This window comes from Micromonospora sp. NPDC047465 (assembly GCF_040643125.1).
Taxonomy (GTDB): Bacteria; Actinomycetota; Actinomycetes; order Mycobacteriales; family Micromonosporaceae; genus Micromonospora.
This window is the reverse complement of the sequence record NZ_JBEYTP010000056.1, coordinates 1-14,792: the sequence shown is the minus strand read 5'-3', so window position 1 is coordinate 14,792 and position 14,792 is coordinate 1. Positions and strand designations below refer to the sequence as shown.

The 14,792-nt window shown below is 73.1% G+C and carries 14 protein-coding genes; 10 read left to right on the top strand and 4 right to left on the bottom strand.

All coding sequences use genetic code 11. The features are described from left to right. Positions 1 to 30 precede the first annotated feature (30 nt). The 4 genes from ABZ793_RS31050 to ABZ793_RS31035 all read left to right on the top strand — a co-directional run bounded on the left by ABZ793_RS31050 (position 31) and on the right by ABZ793_RS31035 (position 5,824). Entirely contained in the window at positions 31 to 1,881 is a 1,851-nt protein-coding gene (locus ABZ793_RS31050; protein WP_357463724.1) for an ABC transporter ATP-binding protein, read from the top strand. Between the two features lie 97 nt (positions 1,882 to 1,978). Next, on the top strand, positions 1,979 to 4,270 hold the full coding sequence (secA2, locus tag ABZ793_RS31045) for an accessory Sec system translocase SecA2 (RefSeq protein WP_357463721.1): 2,292 nt from the start codon (positions 1,979 to 1,981) through the stop codon (positions 4,268 to 4,270). Positions 4,271 to 4,454: 184 nt separating this feature from the next. Next, positions 4,455 to 5,195 (top strand): GAF and ANTAR domain-containing protein, encoded by a 741-nt coding sequence (locus ABZ793_RS31040; RefSeq protein ID WP_357463718.1) that lies wholly within the window; start codon positions 4,455 to 4,457, stop codon positions 5,193 to 5,195. Positions 5,196 to 5,317: 122 nt separating this feature from the next. Beyond that, a complete protein-coding gene (locus ABZ793_RS31035; protein WP_357463715.1) occupies positions 5,318 to 5,824 on the top strand; it encodes a DUF2231 domain-containing protein in 507 nt (168 codons plus the stop codon). Between the two features lie 118 nt (positions 5,825 to 5,942). Here ABZ793_RS31035 and ABZ793_RS31030 read toward each other — a convergent pair whose 3' ends face one another. Further along, positions 5,943 to 6,899 (bottom strand): DUF3500 domain-containing protein, encoded by a 957-nt coding sequence (locus tag ABZ793_RS31030; protein WP_357463712.1) that lies wholly within the window; start codon positions 6,897 to 6,899, stop codon positions 5,943 to 5,945. A gap of 45 nt (positions 6,900 to 6,944) precedes the next feature. After that, positions 6,945 to 7,343 (bottom strand): ankyrin repeat domain-containing protein, encoded by a 399-nt coding sequence (locus ABZ793_RS31025; RefSeq protein WP_357463709.1) that lies wholly within the window; start codon positions 7,341 to 7,343, stop codon positions 6,945 to 6,947. Between the two features lie 63 nt (positions 7,344 to 7,406). On the opposite strand from ABZ793_RS31025, the gene ABZ793_RS31020 reads away from it, so the two are divergent. The 4 genes from ABZ793_RS31020 (at position 7,407) to ABZ793_RS31005 (ending at position 9,544) form a co-directional block, all read left to right on the top strand. Then, a complete protein-coding gene (locus tag ABZ793_RS31020; protein WP_350705741.1) occupies positions 7,407 to 7,784 on the top strand; it encodes a signal peptidase I in 378 nt (125 codons plus the stop codon). A 113-nt stretch (positions 7,785 to 7,897) separates the two neighbouring features. Next, on the top strand, positions 7,898 to 8,353 hold the full coding sequence (locus tag ABZ793_RS31015) for a cysteine dioxygenase family protein (protein WP_357463706.1): 456 nt from the start codon (positions 7,898 to 7,900) through the stop codon (positions 8,351 to 8,353). Between the two features lie 53 nt (positions 8,354 to 8,406). Next, positions 8,407 to 8,895, top strand: coding sequence for a rhodanese-like domain-containing protein (locus tag ABZ793_RS31010; RefSeq protein WP_357463704.1), 489 nt, complete (start codon positions 8,407 to 8,409; stop codon positions 8,893 to 8,895). Between the two features lie 49 nt (positions 8,896 to 8,944). Next, positions 8,945 to 9,544: a winged helix-turn-helix domain-containing protein gene (locus tag ABZ793_RS31005; protein WP_357463701.1), complete on the top strand. Its 600-nt coding sequence runs from the start codon at positions 8,945 to 8,947 to the stop codon at positions 9,542 to 9,544. A gap of 192 nt (positions 9,545 to 9,736) precedes the next feature. Here ABZ793_RS31005 and ABZ793_RS31000 read toward each other — a convergent pair whose 3' ends face one another. Together ABZ793_RS31000 and ABZ793_RS30995 are read right to left on the bottom strand one after the other, a co-directional pair. Continuing rightward, positions 9,737 to 10,813 carry a GH25 family lysozyme gene (locus ABZ793_RS31000; protein WP_357463698.1) on the bottom strand — a complete coding sequence of 359 codons (1,077 nt, stop codon included), beginning with the start codon at positions 10,811 to 10,813 and terminating at the stop codon, positions 9,737 to 9,739. A 191-nt stretch (positions 10,814 to 11,004) separates the two neighbouring features. Further along, positions 11,005 to 12,309, bottom strand: coding sequence for a M23 family metallopeptidase (locus ABZ793_RS30995; protein WP_357463695.1), 1,305 nt, complete (start codon positions 12,307 to 12,309; stop codon positions 11,005 to 11,007). Positions 12,310 to 12,655: 346 nt separating this feature from the next. Here ABZ793_RS30995 and ABZ793_RS30990 point away from each other — a divergent pair, with 346 nt between their 5' ends. Beyond that, the gene (locus tag ABZ793_RS30990; RefSeq protein WP_357463692.1) at positions 12,656 to 13,702 is read left to right on the top strand and encodes an ATP-binding protein; all 1,047 of its coding nucleotides are present in this window, start codon (positions 12,656 to 12,658) and stop codon (positions 13,700 to 13,702) included. After that, positions 13,695 to 14,792, top strand: a 1,098-nt coding sequence (locus ABZ793_RS30985; RefSeq protein WP_357463690.1) for a hypothetical protein, incomplete at its 3' end; no start/stop codon positions are given. The genes ABZ793_RS30990 and ABZ793_RS30985, both read left to right, overlap by 8 nt.

Genomic DNA, 14,792 nt, shown 5'->3' with positions numbered 1-14,792 from the left:
GTTGGCGGACATGACCGCCAGGACCCCGTCGTGACCGCCGACGCCCCCGCAGCCGCCGCCGAGGCTCCCGCCGCCACTCCGGCCGCCGCCGAGGCTCCCGCCGGCGGCCCCGCGACCGCCCCCGGGGAGCGTCGGGTCGGCCTCGCCGCCCTGCTGCCGTACCTGCGCGCCCACCGCGGCACCCTCGCCGTGGTGGCCGCGCTGTCGCTGGCCGGGGCGGCGGCGTCGCTGGCGCAGCCGCTGCTCACCCGCGCGGTGCTCGACGGCGTGTCCGCGGCCCGGCCGGTGGCCGGCCTGGTGGCGGCGCTGGTCGCCCTGGTGCTGGGGGCCGCGGCGCTCGGCGGCCTGCGGGACTACCTGCTGCAACGCACCGCCGAGGGCGTCGTGCTGGGCACCCGGCGGCGGCTGGCCGGGCACCTGCTGCGGCTGCCGATCGCCGAGTACGACCGCCGCCGCACCGGCGACCTGCTGTCCCGGGTCGGCTCGGACACCACGCTGCTGCGGGCGGTGGTCACCTCCGGGCTGTTCGAGGTGGTCACCGGCGCGGTGATGGTGCTGGGCGCGGCCGGCGCGATGGTGCTGCTCGACCCGGTGCTGTTCGGGGTGACCCTGCTCGGGGTGGCTGCCGGGGTCGGCTTCGCGGTCGCCTTCGCGCGCCGGATGCGCAACCTGGCCCGGACGGCCCAGGAGCGCATCGGGGAGATGACCTCGGCGGTGGAGCGGGCGATCTCCGCCGTCCGGACGATCCGCGCGGCCCGGGCGGAGCGGCGCGAGGCCGACACGGTCGGCGCCAGCGCGGCGCAGGCGTACGCGGCGGGGCTGCGGGTGGCCCGGGTGCAGGCGTTCGTCGGCCCGGTGAGCACGGTCACGATCCAGGGCGCGTTCCTGCTGGTGCTGGGCGTGGGCGGGGCGCGGGTGGCGGCCGGTGTGATCACCGTGGGTGACCTCGTCGCGTTCGTGATGCTGCTGTTCTTCCTGGTGCTGCCGCTCGGCCAGGCGGTGCACGCCTACGCCCAGTTGCAGACCGGGCTGGGCGCGTTGCAGCGGATCGAGGAGGTGCTCGCGGTGCCGGTGGAGGGCGCGGCCGACCGCCCCGCGCCCGTCCGTCACGCCGCCGCCCCGACCTGGCCGAGCACCGCCGACGGGGCGCCGGCGGCCGTCGAGTTCGACCGGGTCGACTTCCACTACCCGGGCGGCCCGCCGGTGCTGCGCGAGGTCAGCTTCACCGTGCCGGCCGGCACCCGTACGGCACTCGTCGGCCCCTCCGGCGCCGGCAAGTCGACGCTGCTGGCCCTGGTCGAGCGCTTCTACGACGTGACCGGGGGCACCCTGCGGCTGGACGGGGTGGACGTGCGCGACCTGCCCCGCGACGCGCTGCGCGCCCGCCTCGGCTACGTCGAGCAGTCCGCGCCGGTGCTGGCCGGCACGCTCCGGGAGAACCTGCTGATCAGCGCGCCGGACGCCACCGACGACCGGCTGCGCGCGGTGCTCGACGAGGTCAACCTCGGTCATCTCGCCGAGCGGGCCCCGGAGGGGCTGGCCGTGCAGGTGGGCGAGGGCGGGGTGCTGCTCTCCGGCGGCGAGCGGCAACGGCTGGCGATCGCCCGGGCCCTGCTGGCCGGGCCGCCGGTGCTGCTGCTCGACGAGCCGACCAGCAACCTCGACGCCCGCAACGAGGCCGCGCTGCGCCGGGCCATCGACGCGGTGGCCGTCCGGCGGACCTTGTTGATCGTGGCGCACCGGCTCTCCACTGTCGTCGACGCCGACCAGATCGTGGTGCTCGACGGCGGGCGGGTGGCCGCCACCGGCACCCACGACGAGCTGACCGTGACCAGCCCGCTCTACCGCGAGCTGGCCGCCCACCAGCTCCTGGTGACCTGAGCGGCCGGCCGCCCGACCCGCCCGGCGGCGACACCCCGCGCGGCGCCGCGCCGGGCGGGCCGCCACTACCCGGCCCGGTCGCGTACCGTTGCCGCTCATGGGTGTGTCGCAACGCTTGAAGAGCAGGTTCCGGCGGTTCCTCCAGCGCCCGGGGACGACGGTCGACCTGGGGCCGCTGGAGAAGCTGCTGCCGGCCATCGAGGCGCGCGAGGAGAAGCTGTCGGCCCTCGACGACGCCGAGCTGACCGAGGCCGCCGGCACGGCCACGGGCTACGAGGAGATCTGCGCGATCGGCCGGGAGGCCGCCCGCCGCGGCATCGACCAGCGGCCGTACGACGTGCAGCTGCTCGGCGCCATGGCCCTGCTCTCGGGCAAGGTCGCCGAGATGGCCACCGGTGAGGGCAAGACGCTCACCGCCACCGTCGCCGCGTACGGGCACGTCCGGCTCGGCAACGGCCCGGTGCACGTGCTCACCGTCAACGACTACCTGGCCCGCCGCGACGCCCAGTGGATGGAGCCCGTCTACACCCTGCTCGGCCTGACCGTCGGCTGGGTCAACGAGGCATCCACCCCCCAGGAGCGGCGCGACGCGTACGCCTGCGACGTCACCTACGTCTCCGTCAGCGAGGCCGGCTTCGACTACCTGCGCGACCAGCTCGTGACCGACATCGACGACCGGGTGCAGCCGCCGCTGCGCACGGCGATCGTCGACGAGGCCGACTCGATCCTCATCGACGAGGCCCGGGTGCCGATGGTCCTCGCCGGCGCGGTCGCCGGCGAGCAGGACCCGGTGCACGCGGCCGCCGCCCTGGTGCGCGGCCTGCGCAAGGGCAAGCACTACACGGTCGCCGAGGACGGCCGCAGCGTGGCCTTCACCGCCGCCGGCCTGGCCGCCGTCGAGGCCAAGCTCGGCATCGACCTGTACGACGAGGAGCACGTCGCGCAGCTCTCCGCGGTGAACGTGGCGCTGCACGCGCACGCCCTGCTGCACCGCGACGTCGACTACATCGTCCGTGACGGCACCGTCGAGCTGATCGACGAGATGCGCGGCCGGGTGGCCCAGCGCCGCCGCTGGCCGGACGGGCTCCAGGCGGCGGTGGAGGCCAAGGAGGGCCTGGACGCCACCGCCGAGGGCGAGGTGCTCGGCACCATCGCCGTGCAGGCGTACATCGCGCTCTACCCGACGGTGTGCGGCATGACGGCGACCGCGGTGCTGGTGGGCGACCAGCTCCGGGAGTTCTTCGGCCTCGAGGTGGCGGTGATCCCGCCGAACACCCCGTGCGTCCGCGAGGACGAGCCGGACCGGATCTACGCCACCCGCGCCGAGAAGGAGGAGGCGCTGATCGACGAGATCACGCGCTGCCACTCGGCGGGGCGGCCGGTGCTGGTAGGCACGCTGGACGTGAAGGAGTCCGAGGGGCTGGCGGCCGGCCTGAACGCCGCCGGGGTGCCCTGCGTGGTGCTCAACGCCAAGAACGACGACGAGGAGGCGGCGATCATCGCCGAGGCCGGCGCGTACGGCGCGGTGACCGTCTCCACCCAGATGGCGGGCCGGGGCGTGGACATCCGGCTCGGCGGCAGCGACCAGGCCGACCGGGAGCGGGTCGCCGAGCTGGGCGGCCTCTACGTGATCGGCAGCGGCCGGCACGACAGCCGGCGGGTCGACGACCAGCTGCGCGGCCGGGCCGGCCGCCAGGGCGACCCGGGTGGCTCGGTCTTCTTCGTCAGCCTCGAGGACGACCTGGTCGTCCGGCACGCCGGCGACGCCGTCCCGGCGTCGCCCCGGATGAACGCCGACGGCCTGGTCACCGACGAGCAGGTCGACTACGCCGTCGAGCACGCCCAGCGGGTCGCCGAGGGCGTCAACCACGAGATCCACCGCAACACCTGGCGCTACAGCGTGGTCATCGAGCAGCAGCGCAAGGCCCTCGCCGAGCGGCGGGAGCGGCTGCTGACCAGCGACGTGGCGGCGCTGATGCTGCTGGACCGGATGCCGGAGAAGGCCGAGGAGATGGACGAGGACCTGCTCGCCCGGGTCGCCCGGTCGATCGCCCTCTACCACCTCGACCGGCTCTGGGCGGAGCACCTCGCCGAGCTGTCCGAGGTGCGCGAGGGCGTGCACCTGCGGGCGCTCGGCCGGCTCGACCCGCTGGACGAGTTCCACCGGGCGGCGGTGCCGGCGTTCAACAACCTGATCCCGGAGATCGAGAAGCGGACCATCGCGACCTTCGAGGAGACGGAGTTCGGCGAGGACTGGGAGCCGGACGAGGCGAAGCTCGTACGGCCGAGCGCCACCTGGACGTACCTGGTGCACGACAACCCGTTCGGCTCCGAGCTGGACCGGTTGATCGCTTCCGTGGGTCGACGGCTCAGCGCCGGCTCCCGCTGACGCGTCGGGGCCCCTTCCGCGCCACGCGGCGCCGGAAGGGGCCCCCTTTTGCGCCGTTTCGACCCCGGTTTGCGAGGGTAGTAGGGCGGGTCCGAAGAGTCGGGAGAGATCAGAAGATGGAACGGGTGACGGCGCCGGTCGGGCGCGCGGGGGCAGGCGCGGGGTCGGTGGAGGCTGTGCCGCGGTGAACCTGGAGATGCGGGACCCGGCGGTGGAGCGGCTCGGCGTCCTGGAGACGGCCGCCCTGCTGCGGGAGCTGACGGCCGGGCTGATCGCCGTCGACGACTTCGACGAGGCACTGGCGGCGCTGGTGCGCATCGGCCGGGACGCGGTGGACGGCGTGAGCTGGTGCGGCTTCACCGCGCTGCGGGCCGGGGAGCCGGCCGGCGTGGCCGCCTCCGACGAGCGGCTGGCGGGGCTGGACGACCTGCGGCACGGCCCGGACTCGCCGGCCATGGACGCGATCCGGCGGCGGGAGATGATCCTCTCCGAGCACCTGGGCCGAGAGCCGCGCTGGCCGGTGTGGACGCCCCGCGCGCGGGAGCTGGGCGTGCACGGGGTGATCTCCGCCCCCGTCGACGTCGACGAGCAGGTGATCGGGGCGATCAACCTCTACGCCGGCGCCGCCGACCTGCTCACCCCCGGGCACCAGCTCACCGCGATGCTGCTCGCCGAGCACGCCGGGCTGCTCCTCGCGGCGGTCCGCGACCGGGCGCGCCGGGCGGCCCGGGCCGGGGAGCTGGACTCGTCGCTGCTCGGCGACGGGGTGGTGGGGCAGGCGATCGGGGTCATCATGACCCAGCGCGGCTGCCCGGCCGAGGAGGCTCTCGACGTGCTGCGCAGCGCCGCGTCGTCGCTGGACATCCCGCTGCGCGAGGTGGCCGACCGGCTGGTCAGCACCGTGTCGCGTCCCCGGGACACCTGAGCCCGGTCGCCGTCCCTGCCAGCCGTGACATCCGGGGCCGATGGGGGCGCGTGTCGTTTCGCCCTGGGAGCGCCCGGGTAGCACTCTGGATTCGTGGGGTGAGCCGACCTGGGGGAGGAACGATGCAGAGCCGGCTTCGGGTGCAGGGCCACCCGATCCAACCGATGCTGGTGACGTTCCCGTTCGGGCTCTTCGTGAGCGCGACCGTGTTCGACCTGACCGACGTGCTCGGGGGACCGGCCTTCCTCGGCGAGGTGGGCTACTGGAGCTCGGTGGCGGCCCTGTTCGCCGCCGCGTTGGCCGCCGTGGCCGGCATGATCGACCTGTGGGACGTGCCGGGCGGCCGGACCCGGCGCACGGCGGTGACCTTCAACCTGGTGAACGTGGCGATGGCCGCGCTGTTCCTGGTGTCCTGCCTCGTCCGCGCGGACGCGCCGCAGCGCGGCGCCGGCGTCGTGCTGCTGCTCACCGAGCTCGTGGCCCTCGCCGTCGGCGCGGTCGGCGTCCGGCTGGGCGCCCGGCTGGTGCGGCTGTTCGACGCGGGCCGCCGGGCCGAGGCGACCACCTTCGACGCGCTGGGCGGCGGCGTCTCCGGCTCCACCGTCGACCTGGCCCGCTCCCGTCCCTGACCCACCCCGCCCCGCCGTCCCCGCGATCTTGCACATGGTGCCCTGACGAAGGTGGCAATTCCGCCGATCCGAGGGCTGAAGGTGCGAGACCGCGAGGCGGAGAGGGGGCGGGGGAGGGTCAGCGGGTCGGGTGGGATTCGGCGTGGTGGGCGGCCAGGACGTCCGCGCCGAAGTCGCTGGCCGGGCGGCGCAGCACGGTGTGCGCGTGGTTGCCGTCGTCGGTGGTGTTGTCGTACTCGATCAGCAGGTCGTCGCCCTGCACGCGGTAGTAGTGGCGGTGGCCGGGGCGGGTCGGGCCGGCCCAGGCGAAGTGCAGCTGCCCCGAGGCCAACCGGCGTGCCTCCCGGATCGCCAGCTCGGGCGGGAGCCGGTCCAGGTAGAGCGCGACGAGCTGGTCCAGCAGCGCCCGCCCGGTGGGGCCGAGCCGGTCCGCGGGCACCCCGAGGGGCTCCAGCGGCGCGTCGACGCGGGCGCGGGTGGCGCTGATGATGTCGCCGGGCGCCTCGTCGGCGACGATCGCGGCGGCCCGGCCGGCCGGACCGATGGCGTCCAGCAGGGCGCGGCCCAGGTCCTCCTCGACGCCCAGGGGTCGGGAGACGGGGTGGCCGGCGTACCGGACGGTGGCCGGGTTGGCGCCGAGGAAGATCGGCGCGGGGGAGACCTGGTCGGCCACCACGGTCATGCTCACCGAGAGGTGGTGCCCCTCCAGCCGCCACGCCCACGCGTCGTCCCGGGCCGGGTCGCCGAAGACGGCCACCCAGTAGTCGCCGCTGTGCCGGCCCCGGCGCCATCCCTCCGCCCGGTCCAGCACCTCCTCCAGCGCGACGATCGCCATCGCCTGGGCGTACGCCGGTGGGCTCAGCGCGGTGGCCAGCAGCCGGTGCGCGGCCTTGCGCCCGGCGCGGTCCAGGTCGGCCAGGCACACCCCGGGCCGGGGTCGCGGCCGGTACTCCAGCCAGCGCCGGGCCTGCTCGTCGTCGAACCGGAGGGCGGCGCGGGCGCGGGCGGGCTCGTCCAGCGCGGCCAGCAGCGCCGTGCCGGCGGTGCGCATCTGCTCGGGCAGCGGATCTTCCACCGCCTCTGTATACCGGCCGGGACCCGGGCGCGGGGGCCGTCGCCGTCAGCCGGCCGGCGCCGTCAGCAGCGCGAGCATCTCGGGCAGGTCGAAGAAGCGGGCCGTCTCCACCGCCGACGGGTTGCCGTGGTGCGGGTCGGCCCCGGCGGCGAGCAGCGCCTTGACCGCGTCGGCGCTGCTGCGGAACGTCGCGGCGGCCAGCGCCGTCTGCCCCCGGTCGTTGGTGGAGGCATGGTCGGCACCTCGGGCGAGCAGCGCGGCGACCGTCTCCGGGTGGGCGTGGTACGCCGCCAGGATCAGCAGGGTGTCGCCCTTGTCGTTGGTCAGGTCGACCGGCAGCCCCGCGTCGACGTAGTCGGCCAGCTCGTCTGTGCCGCCGTCGCGCGCCAGGTCGAACATCCGGTGCGCGAACGCCAGCGTCTCGGCGTCGAGTTCCTCACTCACCGGTCCAGGTTAGTCGCGCGGCAGCCTGGTAGGTTGCTCGGCCGGCGCGCTGGGGAGGGGTCGATGGACGGCACGGTGTACGTGGGCAACGCGGGCGTCGACGGTGCGACGAACGCCGGCTGGCTGCTCGGCCACTTCATGCCGCCCGGCGACGTCCGGCACAGCACGGACGTCGAGGTCAAGTGGGGCGTGCACCCGGCCGGTGAGGCGCGCTCCCGATGGGCGACCGGCGAGCGGCGGACTGCCCTGCTGGTGCTGGTCAGCGGGCGTTTCCGGGTCGAGTTGCCGGACCGGACGGTGGTGCTGCGCGAGCCCGGCGACTACGTGGTGTGGGGGCGCGGGGTGGACCACTCCTGGTACGCCGAGTGCGAGGCGGTCGTGCTGACCGTCCGCTGGCCGTCGGTCCCCGGCTACCGGGTGGAGCCGCCGGTCCGGCGCTGACCCGTACCGGCTCGTGGACGATCGTGTCCCGGCATGCGGAATTACCTACTAAACCCATAGGGTTTGCAGGCTAGGCTGAGGCTCCGCACGTCGCCGTACCCCGAAGGACCGCCATGACCGACCGTCGCCAGCCCGACCTGCTCGCCATCGCCGGTGCGTGGGCCGCCGACCCGGCCGCATGGCCGGTGCCGCTGTGCTTCGACCCGGCCTCCCGGTGGTACGCCCGGCTCGCCCAGACCGCCGACCACGAGGTCTGGGCGCTGAGCTGGCTGCCTGGGCAGGGCACCGACCTGCACGACCACGGCGGCTCGGGCGGCGCGTTCCTCGTCGTGGCCGGCGCCCTCACCGAGGAGACCGTCAGCGGGGGCTGGCTGCGCCCGCACCACCTGGCCGCCGGTTCCGGCCGTCGCTTCGGGCCTCGGCACGTGCACCAGGTGACCAACCGGGGCGACGAGCCGGCCGTGAGCGTCCACGTCTACCGCCCCGCCCTGCGCCGGATGACCCGCTACCTGCTCGCCGACGGCCGGCTCCGCGCCGCCGAGGTGGCCGAGGCCGGGGTCGCCTGGTGAACGGCCCACCGTCCCGCGCCACCGACCGCCAGCACCCACCGGAGGAAACGACCATGCCGCAGACCGACCCGCACGCCTGTCCGGCCCCGGCGCCGCCGGGCTCCCGGGGCATCGACGAGATCCTGGCCGCCGCCCGCGCGCGGCTCGACCGGCTGGATCCCGAGCGGGCGCACCTGTCCTGTCGTGGCGGGGCGCTGCTGGTCGACATCCGCCCGGCCGCCCAGCGGGCAGCGCACGGCACCGTCCCCGGCTCGCTGGTGGTCGAACGCAACGTGCTGGAGTGGCGCTTCGACCCGCGCTGCCCGGCGCGGCTGCCGCAGGCCGTCGACTACGACCTGCCGGTGGTGGTCATCTGCCAGGAGGGCTACACCTCCTCGCTGGCCGCCGCCGCCCTGCAGGACCTCGGGCTGCACCGCGCCACCGACGTGATCGGCGGCTTCGTCGCCTGGCGGCTCGCCGGCCTGCCCGTCCTCGGCCCCACCCCGCCACCCCGTCCGCCCGCTCCCGCGCCCCCGGTGACCGCCGGCCGGGCGCCGTCCTGACCGTCCCGCCCCACCGGGCGTGGCGGCACCGCCGTCCCCAGGAGGCTCCATGTCCGTCGTCGCCCTCACCCCTCGGCCCCAGCCGGCCGGCCGCCCCGGGCCGGTCCGCCCGCGCTCCGCACCGACCCTCACCATCACCCTCGACGTCGCTCCCGGGCCGCTGAGCCCGCGCCTGGCCCGGCTGCTGGAGCTGATCGGCGAACTCGCCGAGTCGGGGGAGGGGCGCGTGCGCCCGGCCGCCGCCGATGGCCCGCCGGCGGCGCCGCGCCCGGTCCCAGCCGTCGCGCACCCCGGCGGAGCCGCGGCCGTCGCGGACCCCGCCCCGGCCCCGGACGCCGGTCGCCCCGACGGGGTCCGGATCCTCGCCGGGCCCCGGGTCGTCCACCACGGCACCCGGGCGGTGGCGCTGACCCGCATCGAGTACGACCTGCTGCTGTTCCTGGCCGAGCGACCCCGCCAGGTCTTCACCCGCCTCCAACTGCTCGCCAACGTCTGGGGCTACGAACACGCGGTGGCCCGCACCGTCGACGTGCACGTCCGCCGGCTGCGCGCCAAGTTCGGCGCCGACACACCGCTGGTGACCACCGTCCACGGTGTCGGCTACCGCCTGGCCGACGAGGCCCGGATCGAGGTCGACCGGAGCCGCTGACGGGCACCGCGAACCGAGTCCGACGGCGACCCCTGACGAGCCCGGCCGTTCGGCACCCCCGCGCGGCGTACCCGAGTCTCCGGGTGCGCCGCGCCATCGAGTGGGGCCGCAAGACTGTCAGGCTTACCTGGACCTCGTCTGCTGGTCGGCGTCGTCGTGCTGTGAGTCGGCCATTGCCTGGATGGTGGCAGGTTAGTCCCACTGGTCCTGGTTGAGGAAGCGGGCGAAGCCCCGCCACGAGTTGGGTCCCATCACGCCGTCGATCGGGCCGGTGTAGCCCCAGCCGGAGGCGAGTCGCTGTACCGCTTTCCAGGTGTTCGGCCCTGGTATGCCGTCGATGGGGCCGGTGTAGCCGTAGTTGCGCATGGCTCGTTGCAGGGCGGCGTACGTGTTTACGCCGGGCACGCCGTCGATCGGGCCGGTGTAGCCGGCGGTGATCCGTAGCCAGTTCTGCATCCGCTGGTAGAAGATCGGGCCGGGGATGCCGTCCTGCTCGGTGGTCGTCTTGGGCAGCGGGTCGTCCGGCGGCGGGTCGACCGGTGCGCCGTCGACGATCTCGAACGCGCTCGGCTTGGCCACGTTCAGGTCCACGGATGCGATACCGCCGGTCGATCCGGACGAACTGTACTGGTGCGCACTCCACGTCGGGTAGGCGCCGCCCAGGTTCGGCTCTCCGGGGTAGCTGCCGTTGTTGGCGCCCCACGACGCCACCCAGAGCTTCACGCCGGCCGCGATCGTCTGGGGCCACGTCCCGGAGCGCAGGTCTGCCGCACCCATGTACAGCCAGGGCACGTGGTTGCCGATCCGGTCGCGCATGCGCTGGAAGAATGTTGCGACCTCGGTGTCGTTCCACAGCCTCGTCGAGTCGTCGAGCACCTCGTTGTCCAGCGCGATCACGTCACCAGGCCGATAGTCGTGCAGATGGTCGGCAAAGTAGTCAGCAGCCTGAACGGGGGCTTGGAAGTCTCCAGCGAGCCAGTAGTGGCCGACCCTGAGCCCCGCTGCCCGCGCGCCATCCACCTGGATCGCATACTGCGAGCCGGTGTACGGGCCCTCCGACAGTTGGGAGCCGCCAGCCTTCACGATCACGAACTGGTAGCCGTCGGCCCGGACATCGGCGAAGTCGATACCGGCTTGCCAAGCGGAAACGTCAATGCCGGACACCGTGCCGGCCGGCACCGCCGCGGCGGCGGGTACTGCCGCGGCGCTCACCGGCAACACGAAGGCAACCGCGGCCGCCACCGCAAGCCGCCCCAGGAAAGCGGTCATGTCAAATCTCCCCCTGAAAGTCCCTGCAGATCAGGCCCAACGTGCATCCGGCTGCTGTTCGCCGATCCCCGCCCGCACTCAGCTGCTTTTCGCGACGACGGCACCCCCGGCAGCCCCGGTCCCTCGACAAAGGAATGTTCAACCAGGGGATATGCGGGTCGATGCCGAGCGGCCGCAGGTTCCGGATCACGTTAACGGCTGTAGAGAATTTTGATTCCGTTGGCGTTGAGTGCGGCGATGGTGTTGGTGCCCGTGAGATTGGGAACGCGGAGGTTCTGCCAGCCGGTGTTGCTGGCTGCTTCGTGTACGTATCCGTCCCGCACCGTATAGATGATCCTGGTGCCATCGGTTCTGGTGATCGCAGACACCGCGGTTCCGTGGACGGGTTGCCCGTTGTAGCCGACGAGCAGGGGCTGCCAGTTGGCGCTGCTCGCCTCGTACACTGCGCCTCCGCGCACCGTGTACACGACGACCGCGCCGTTGTAGGGGATCGCTGACACGGCGGACACCTGGTCGTGGTTGGGCACCTGCTGATTCCGCCATCCGGTGTTACTGGCCGCCTCATACAAGCGACCATCACGCACCGTGTAGACAATCTTGGTTCCGTCCGCCCGAAGCACCGCACTGATCGCGGTTCCGTGGACGGGTTGCCCGTTGTAGCCGACGAGCAGGGGCTGCCAGTTGGCGCTGCTCGCCTCGTACACTGCGCCTCCGCGCACCGTGTACACGACGACCGCGCCGTTGTAGGGGATCGCTGACACGGCGGACACCTGGTCGTGGTTGGGCACCTGCTGATTCCGCCATCCGGTGTTACTGGCCGCCTCATACAAGCGACCATCACGCACCGTGTAGACAATCTTGGTTCCGTCCGCCCGAAGCACCGCACTGACCGCGCCCGCGAGAACGGGTTGCCCGTCATACCCGACCGGCAACGGCCGCCAACCAGTGCTGTCCGCGGTCTCGAAAACCTGGGTGTACGCCGGCGGGCTCGTTCCTGCGCCATCCAGGTAGACCAGCGGGTTGATGCGGGTGCCGCTCGGGTCGATCATGTGCCAGTGCAGGTGCGGGCCGGTGGACGAGCCCGATCCCGGTGCACCGACCGCCCCGCCGGACAACCCGACGATCTCGCCCGTGTCGACCCGCGTGCCGTTGGCCAGTAGGAACTGCGACAGGTGCAGGTACTGGGTGCGGTAGCCGTTGTCGTGCTGAATGGTGACGGTGTAGCCGCCGGTGCCGTTGTTCGGATCGTTGGTCACGACACCGCCGCCCGCAGCGGGCAGTCGCGTGCCGACGGGCATGCCGTAGTCGATGCCGCCGAGCGAACCCCGGTTGAGATGTTCCTGCCAGGTCCCAGTGATCGGATAGCCACCGAAGGGGTTGTAGAAACCCGGGACGGCTGCCTCGGCCGCGCGCGCCCCGATACCGACCGCGGTGGCGGTACCGGCCGCCACCGTTGCGCACAAGAAGGTCCGTCTGCGGAACCCGTCGCCTGCCATCAACCGACTCCCACGTCGAGGGGTGCTGTGCGCCCGAACCTAGACAGGGCACGAACGGCAGGCATCGTGCGTTCGACCGACGGCCACTGAGGGCAGGGAGCCATCCACCAGACCCACCCTCACCGATCGTCGAGCTGCATCACGGCAACGGCGCCGGCCGATGTGAAACAGGGGCCCCCGTTGTTAGGGTCTTCGCGTGGTTGTCGAAGCCGATCGCAGTCTTGTGACGCGGCTGCAGGCGTCCTGCTCCTGCCGCAGGACATGACAGATCGCCATGCCGTCGAGTTCAGGGCCGGGCAGCGTAGAGGCGGAGTTCCTGGCCATGGCACGCCGGTACGCGGCGCCCATGCGTGGATTCGTGCTGTTGCTCATCAGCGCTTTCGGGCTTCTGACGGTTCCCGGCGATGCCCTGCCGCTGGGGTTCGCACTGTTCGGGCTGATGGTGGTCGGTGCCGTGGTGGACTGCCAGGCCGGGTTCTCCGGGCGTGCGGCGCCACTGGCGCTGGCGTTCGCGGTGGTGCGTGTCGCGGCGATCTGCGCGACGCAGGAGTGGACCGATGGAAAGCCCAGTCCGTGGGCACTCAACGCGCTGACCACGACGTCGATCACCCTGCAGTGGGACTGGCCGCCAAAGGTGTCGCTGCCCGTCACGGCCGGGCTGCTCGTGGTCGGCTTCACCATGGTTGGCGTCGACGAGGGGAGCGCGGTCGGCCTGCGGCTGCTGGTCGAGTGCGTCATGGCGCGTCTCGCGTTCGTGTTGTTGCAGCGGTCCAGCAGGCGTGTGGACGTGTTGCGGGCACGCCGGGCAGCGCTGGCGCGGGCCGAGGCGGTGGCAATGGCGCGGCACTCGCAGGAACGGGAGTTCCTCGCGTTGCTGCACGACACGGCCTCGGCGACGTTTCTCCTGGTGACGACGCACGGTCGGGACACCGACCCCAGGCAGGTGGCCGAGTACGCACGGCACGACCTGACCGTGCTCACCGGCGCTACGGGTGGACAGTCCTCGCAGGACAGCCCGGTGGACCTGAATGCCGCGCTGCGCTCCGTCGTGGATCGGACTCCACTGACCGTCGACGTCCGCTGGCGGGAAGGGACGGTGGTGCCCGCGTCGGCGGCGCTCGCGCTGGTGCGGGCGGTACGTGAAGCGCTGGCCAACGTCGAGCGGCACGCCGCAGTACGCGACGCCACGCTGAGCGTCCACGTCGAGGAGGACCGCGTGGTCGTTGCGGTCGACGACGCGGGCGTGGGGTTCTGCCCTGGCGAGGTGCCGCACTCCCGCCGCGGCATTCGTGGCTCGATCGTCGAACGCATGACCGCGGCCGGCGGCAGCGCCCTTGTCACCTCGCGCCCCGGTACGGGGACCTCGGTGCGGCTGGTGTGGCCCGGTGCCTGAGAGCCGCGCAGCGCGCGACCACGTGCACTCCACGATGCGGATTGCGCTGCTGTGCGTCACCGGCGTCGTGCAGTTCGGGCTGTGTGTACGGCCGCTGATCGAATATGAGTACCGGCCGAGGTGGGTCGCCGTGGCCGCTTTCACGGCACTGGCGTTCGTCACGGCGGCCTGTGGAGTGTGGGTGGTGCGCCGAAAGCCCATACCGGCCGCCGTCGTGGTGGTCGGCACGGCGGTCACGCTGGCAGCCTCGGCCGGTGCCACCCGCGTCCTCCCACCGGGCCAGCACTTCGGCACACCGGACTGGTCGTTCGGCCTGGTGGGGTGGCATCTGTTGCTGCTGCTCCTGGACCGCGTGCCCGTGCTGCTCACCGCCATGGCCGTGCATCTGACGGTGAGCGTTGGTCAATTCCTGTTGGCGGTCGTGCCGGACCGCGCCGGGATCGGTGCCGCGGGCATCGTCGCGTTCGGCACTGCCAGCATCCAGCTGGCGGTCGTGCCGATCTCGCGGATGCTGCACCACAGAACCCGTCAGGCGATGTCGGTGGCCGCCGAGCAGGAGCAGCTGATCACCAGGGTGATGGCGGTCGAGCAGTGGGAACGGGAACAGCGCAGCGTCTTCGCCGGGCAGTTGGGTGTGACACTGCCGCTACTGGCGGACCTGGCCGATGGCGTGCTGGACCCCCGCGACGACGACACCCGACGACGGTGCTCCCTCGCGGCGACCCAGCTCCGCAGGTTGTTCGCCGAGAACGACGAGGTCCCTGATCCGCTGGTGCACGAAGTCACCGCCTGTGTCGATGAGGCCGAACGACGCGGCATCGAGGTGTCGCTGGCGGTCAGCGGCGCGGCCGTGGCGGTGCCCCCCGAGGTGCGTCGGGAACTCACCAGCCCGGTCGTGGCGACGTTGGCGGCGGCGCGGTCCCACGCGCGGGTGAGTGTGCTGCGCACCCACGAGGACGTGCGGGTTGCCGTGATGGCCGATGCCGGCACCGACACCGACATGGTCACCGCGGCCTCCGCGCAGGTTGCAGTCGACTATGACACCTATGGCGAGTACGTGCGAATGGAGGCCAGATGGCAGACGAGGAGC

Coding starts and splice junctions, on each gene's coding strand:
- secA2 (WP_357463721.1), top strand. CDS start 1,979: ATGGGTGTGTCGCAACGCTTGAAGAGCAGGTTCCGGCGGTTCCTCCAG.
- ABZ793_RS31035 (WP_357463715.1), top strand. CDS start 5,318: ATGCAGAGCCGGCTTCGGGTGCAGGGCCACCCGATCCAACCGATGCTG.
- ABZ793_RS31020 (WP_350705741.1), top strand. CDS start 7,407: ATGGACGGCACGGTGTACGTGGGCAACGCGGGCGTCGACGGTGCGACG.
- ABZ793_RS31015 (WP_357463706.1), top strand. CDS start 7,898: ATGACCGACCGTCGCCAGCCCGACCTGCTCGCCATCGCCGGTGCGTGG.
- ABZ793_RS31010 (WP_357463704.1), top strand. CDS start 8,407: ATGCCGCAGACCGACCCGCACGCCTGTCCGGCCCCGGCGCCGCCGGGC.
- ABZ793_RS31005 (WP_357463701.1), top strand. CDS start 8,945: ATGTCCGTCGTCGCCCTCACCCCTCGGCCCCAGCCGGCCGGCCGCCCC.
- ABZ793_RS31000 (WP_357463698.1), bottom strand. CDS start 10,813: ATGACCGCTTTCCTGGGGCGGCTTGCGGTGGCGGCCGCGGTTGCCTTC.
- ABZ793_RS30995 (WP_357463695.1), bottom strand. CDS start 12,309: ATGGCAGGCGACGGGTTCCGCAGACGGACCTTCTTGTGCGCAACGGTG.
- ABZ793_RS30990 (WP_357463692.1), top strand. CDS start 12,656: ATGCGTGGATTCGTGCTGTTGCTCATCAGCGCTTTCGGGCTTCTGACG.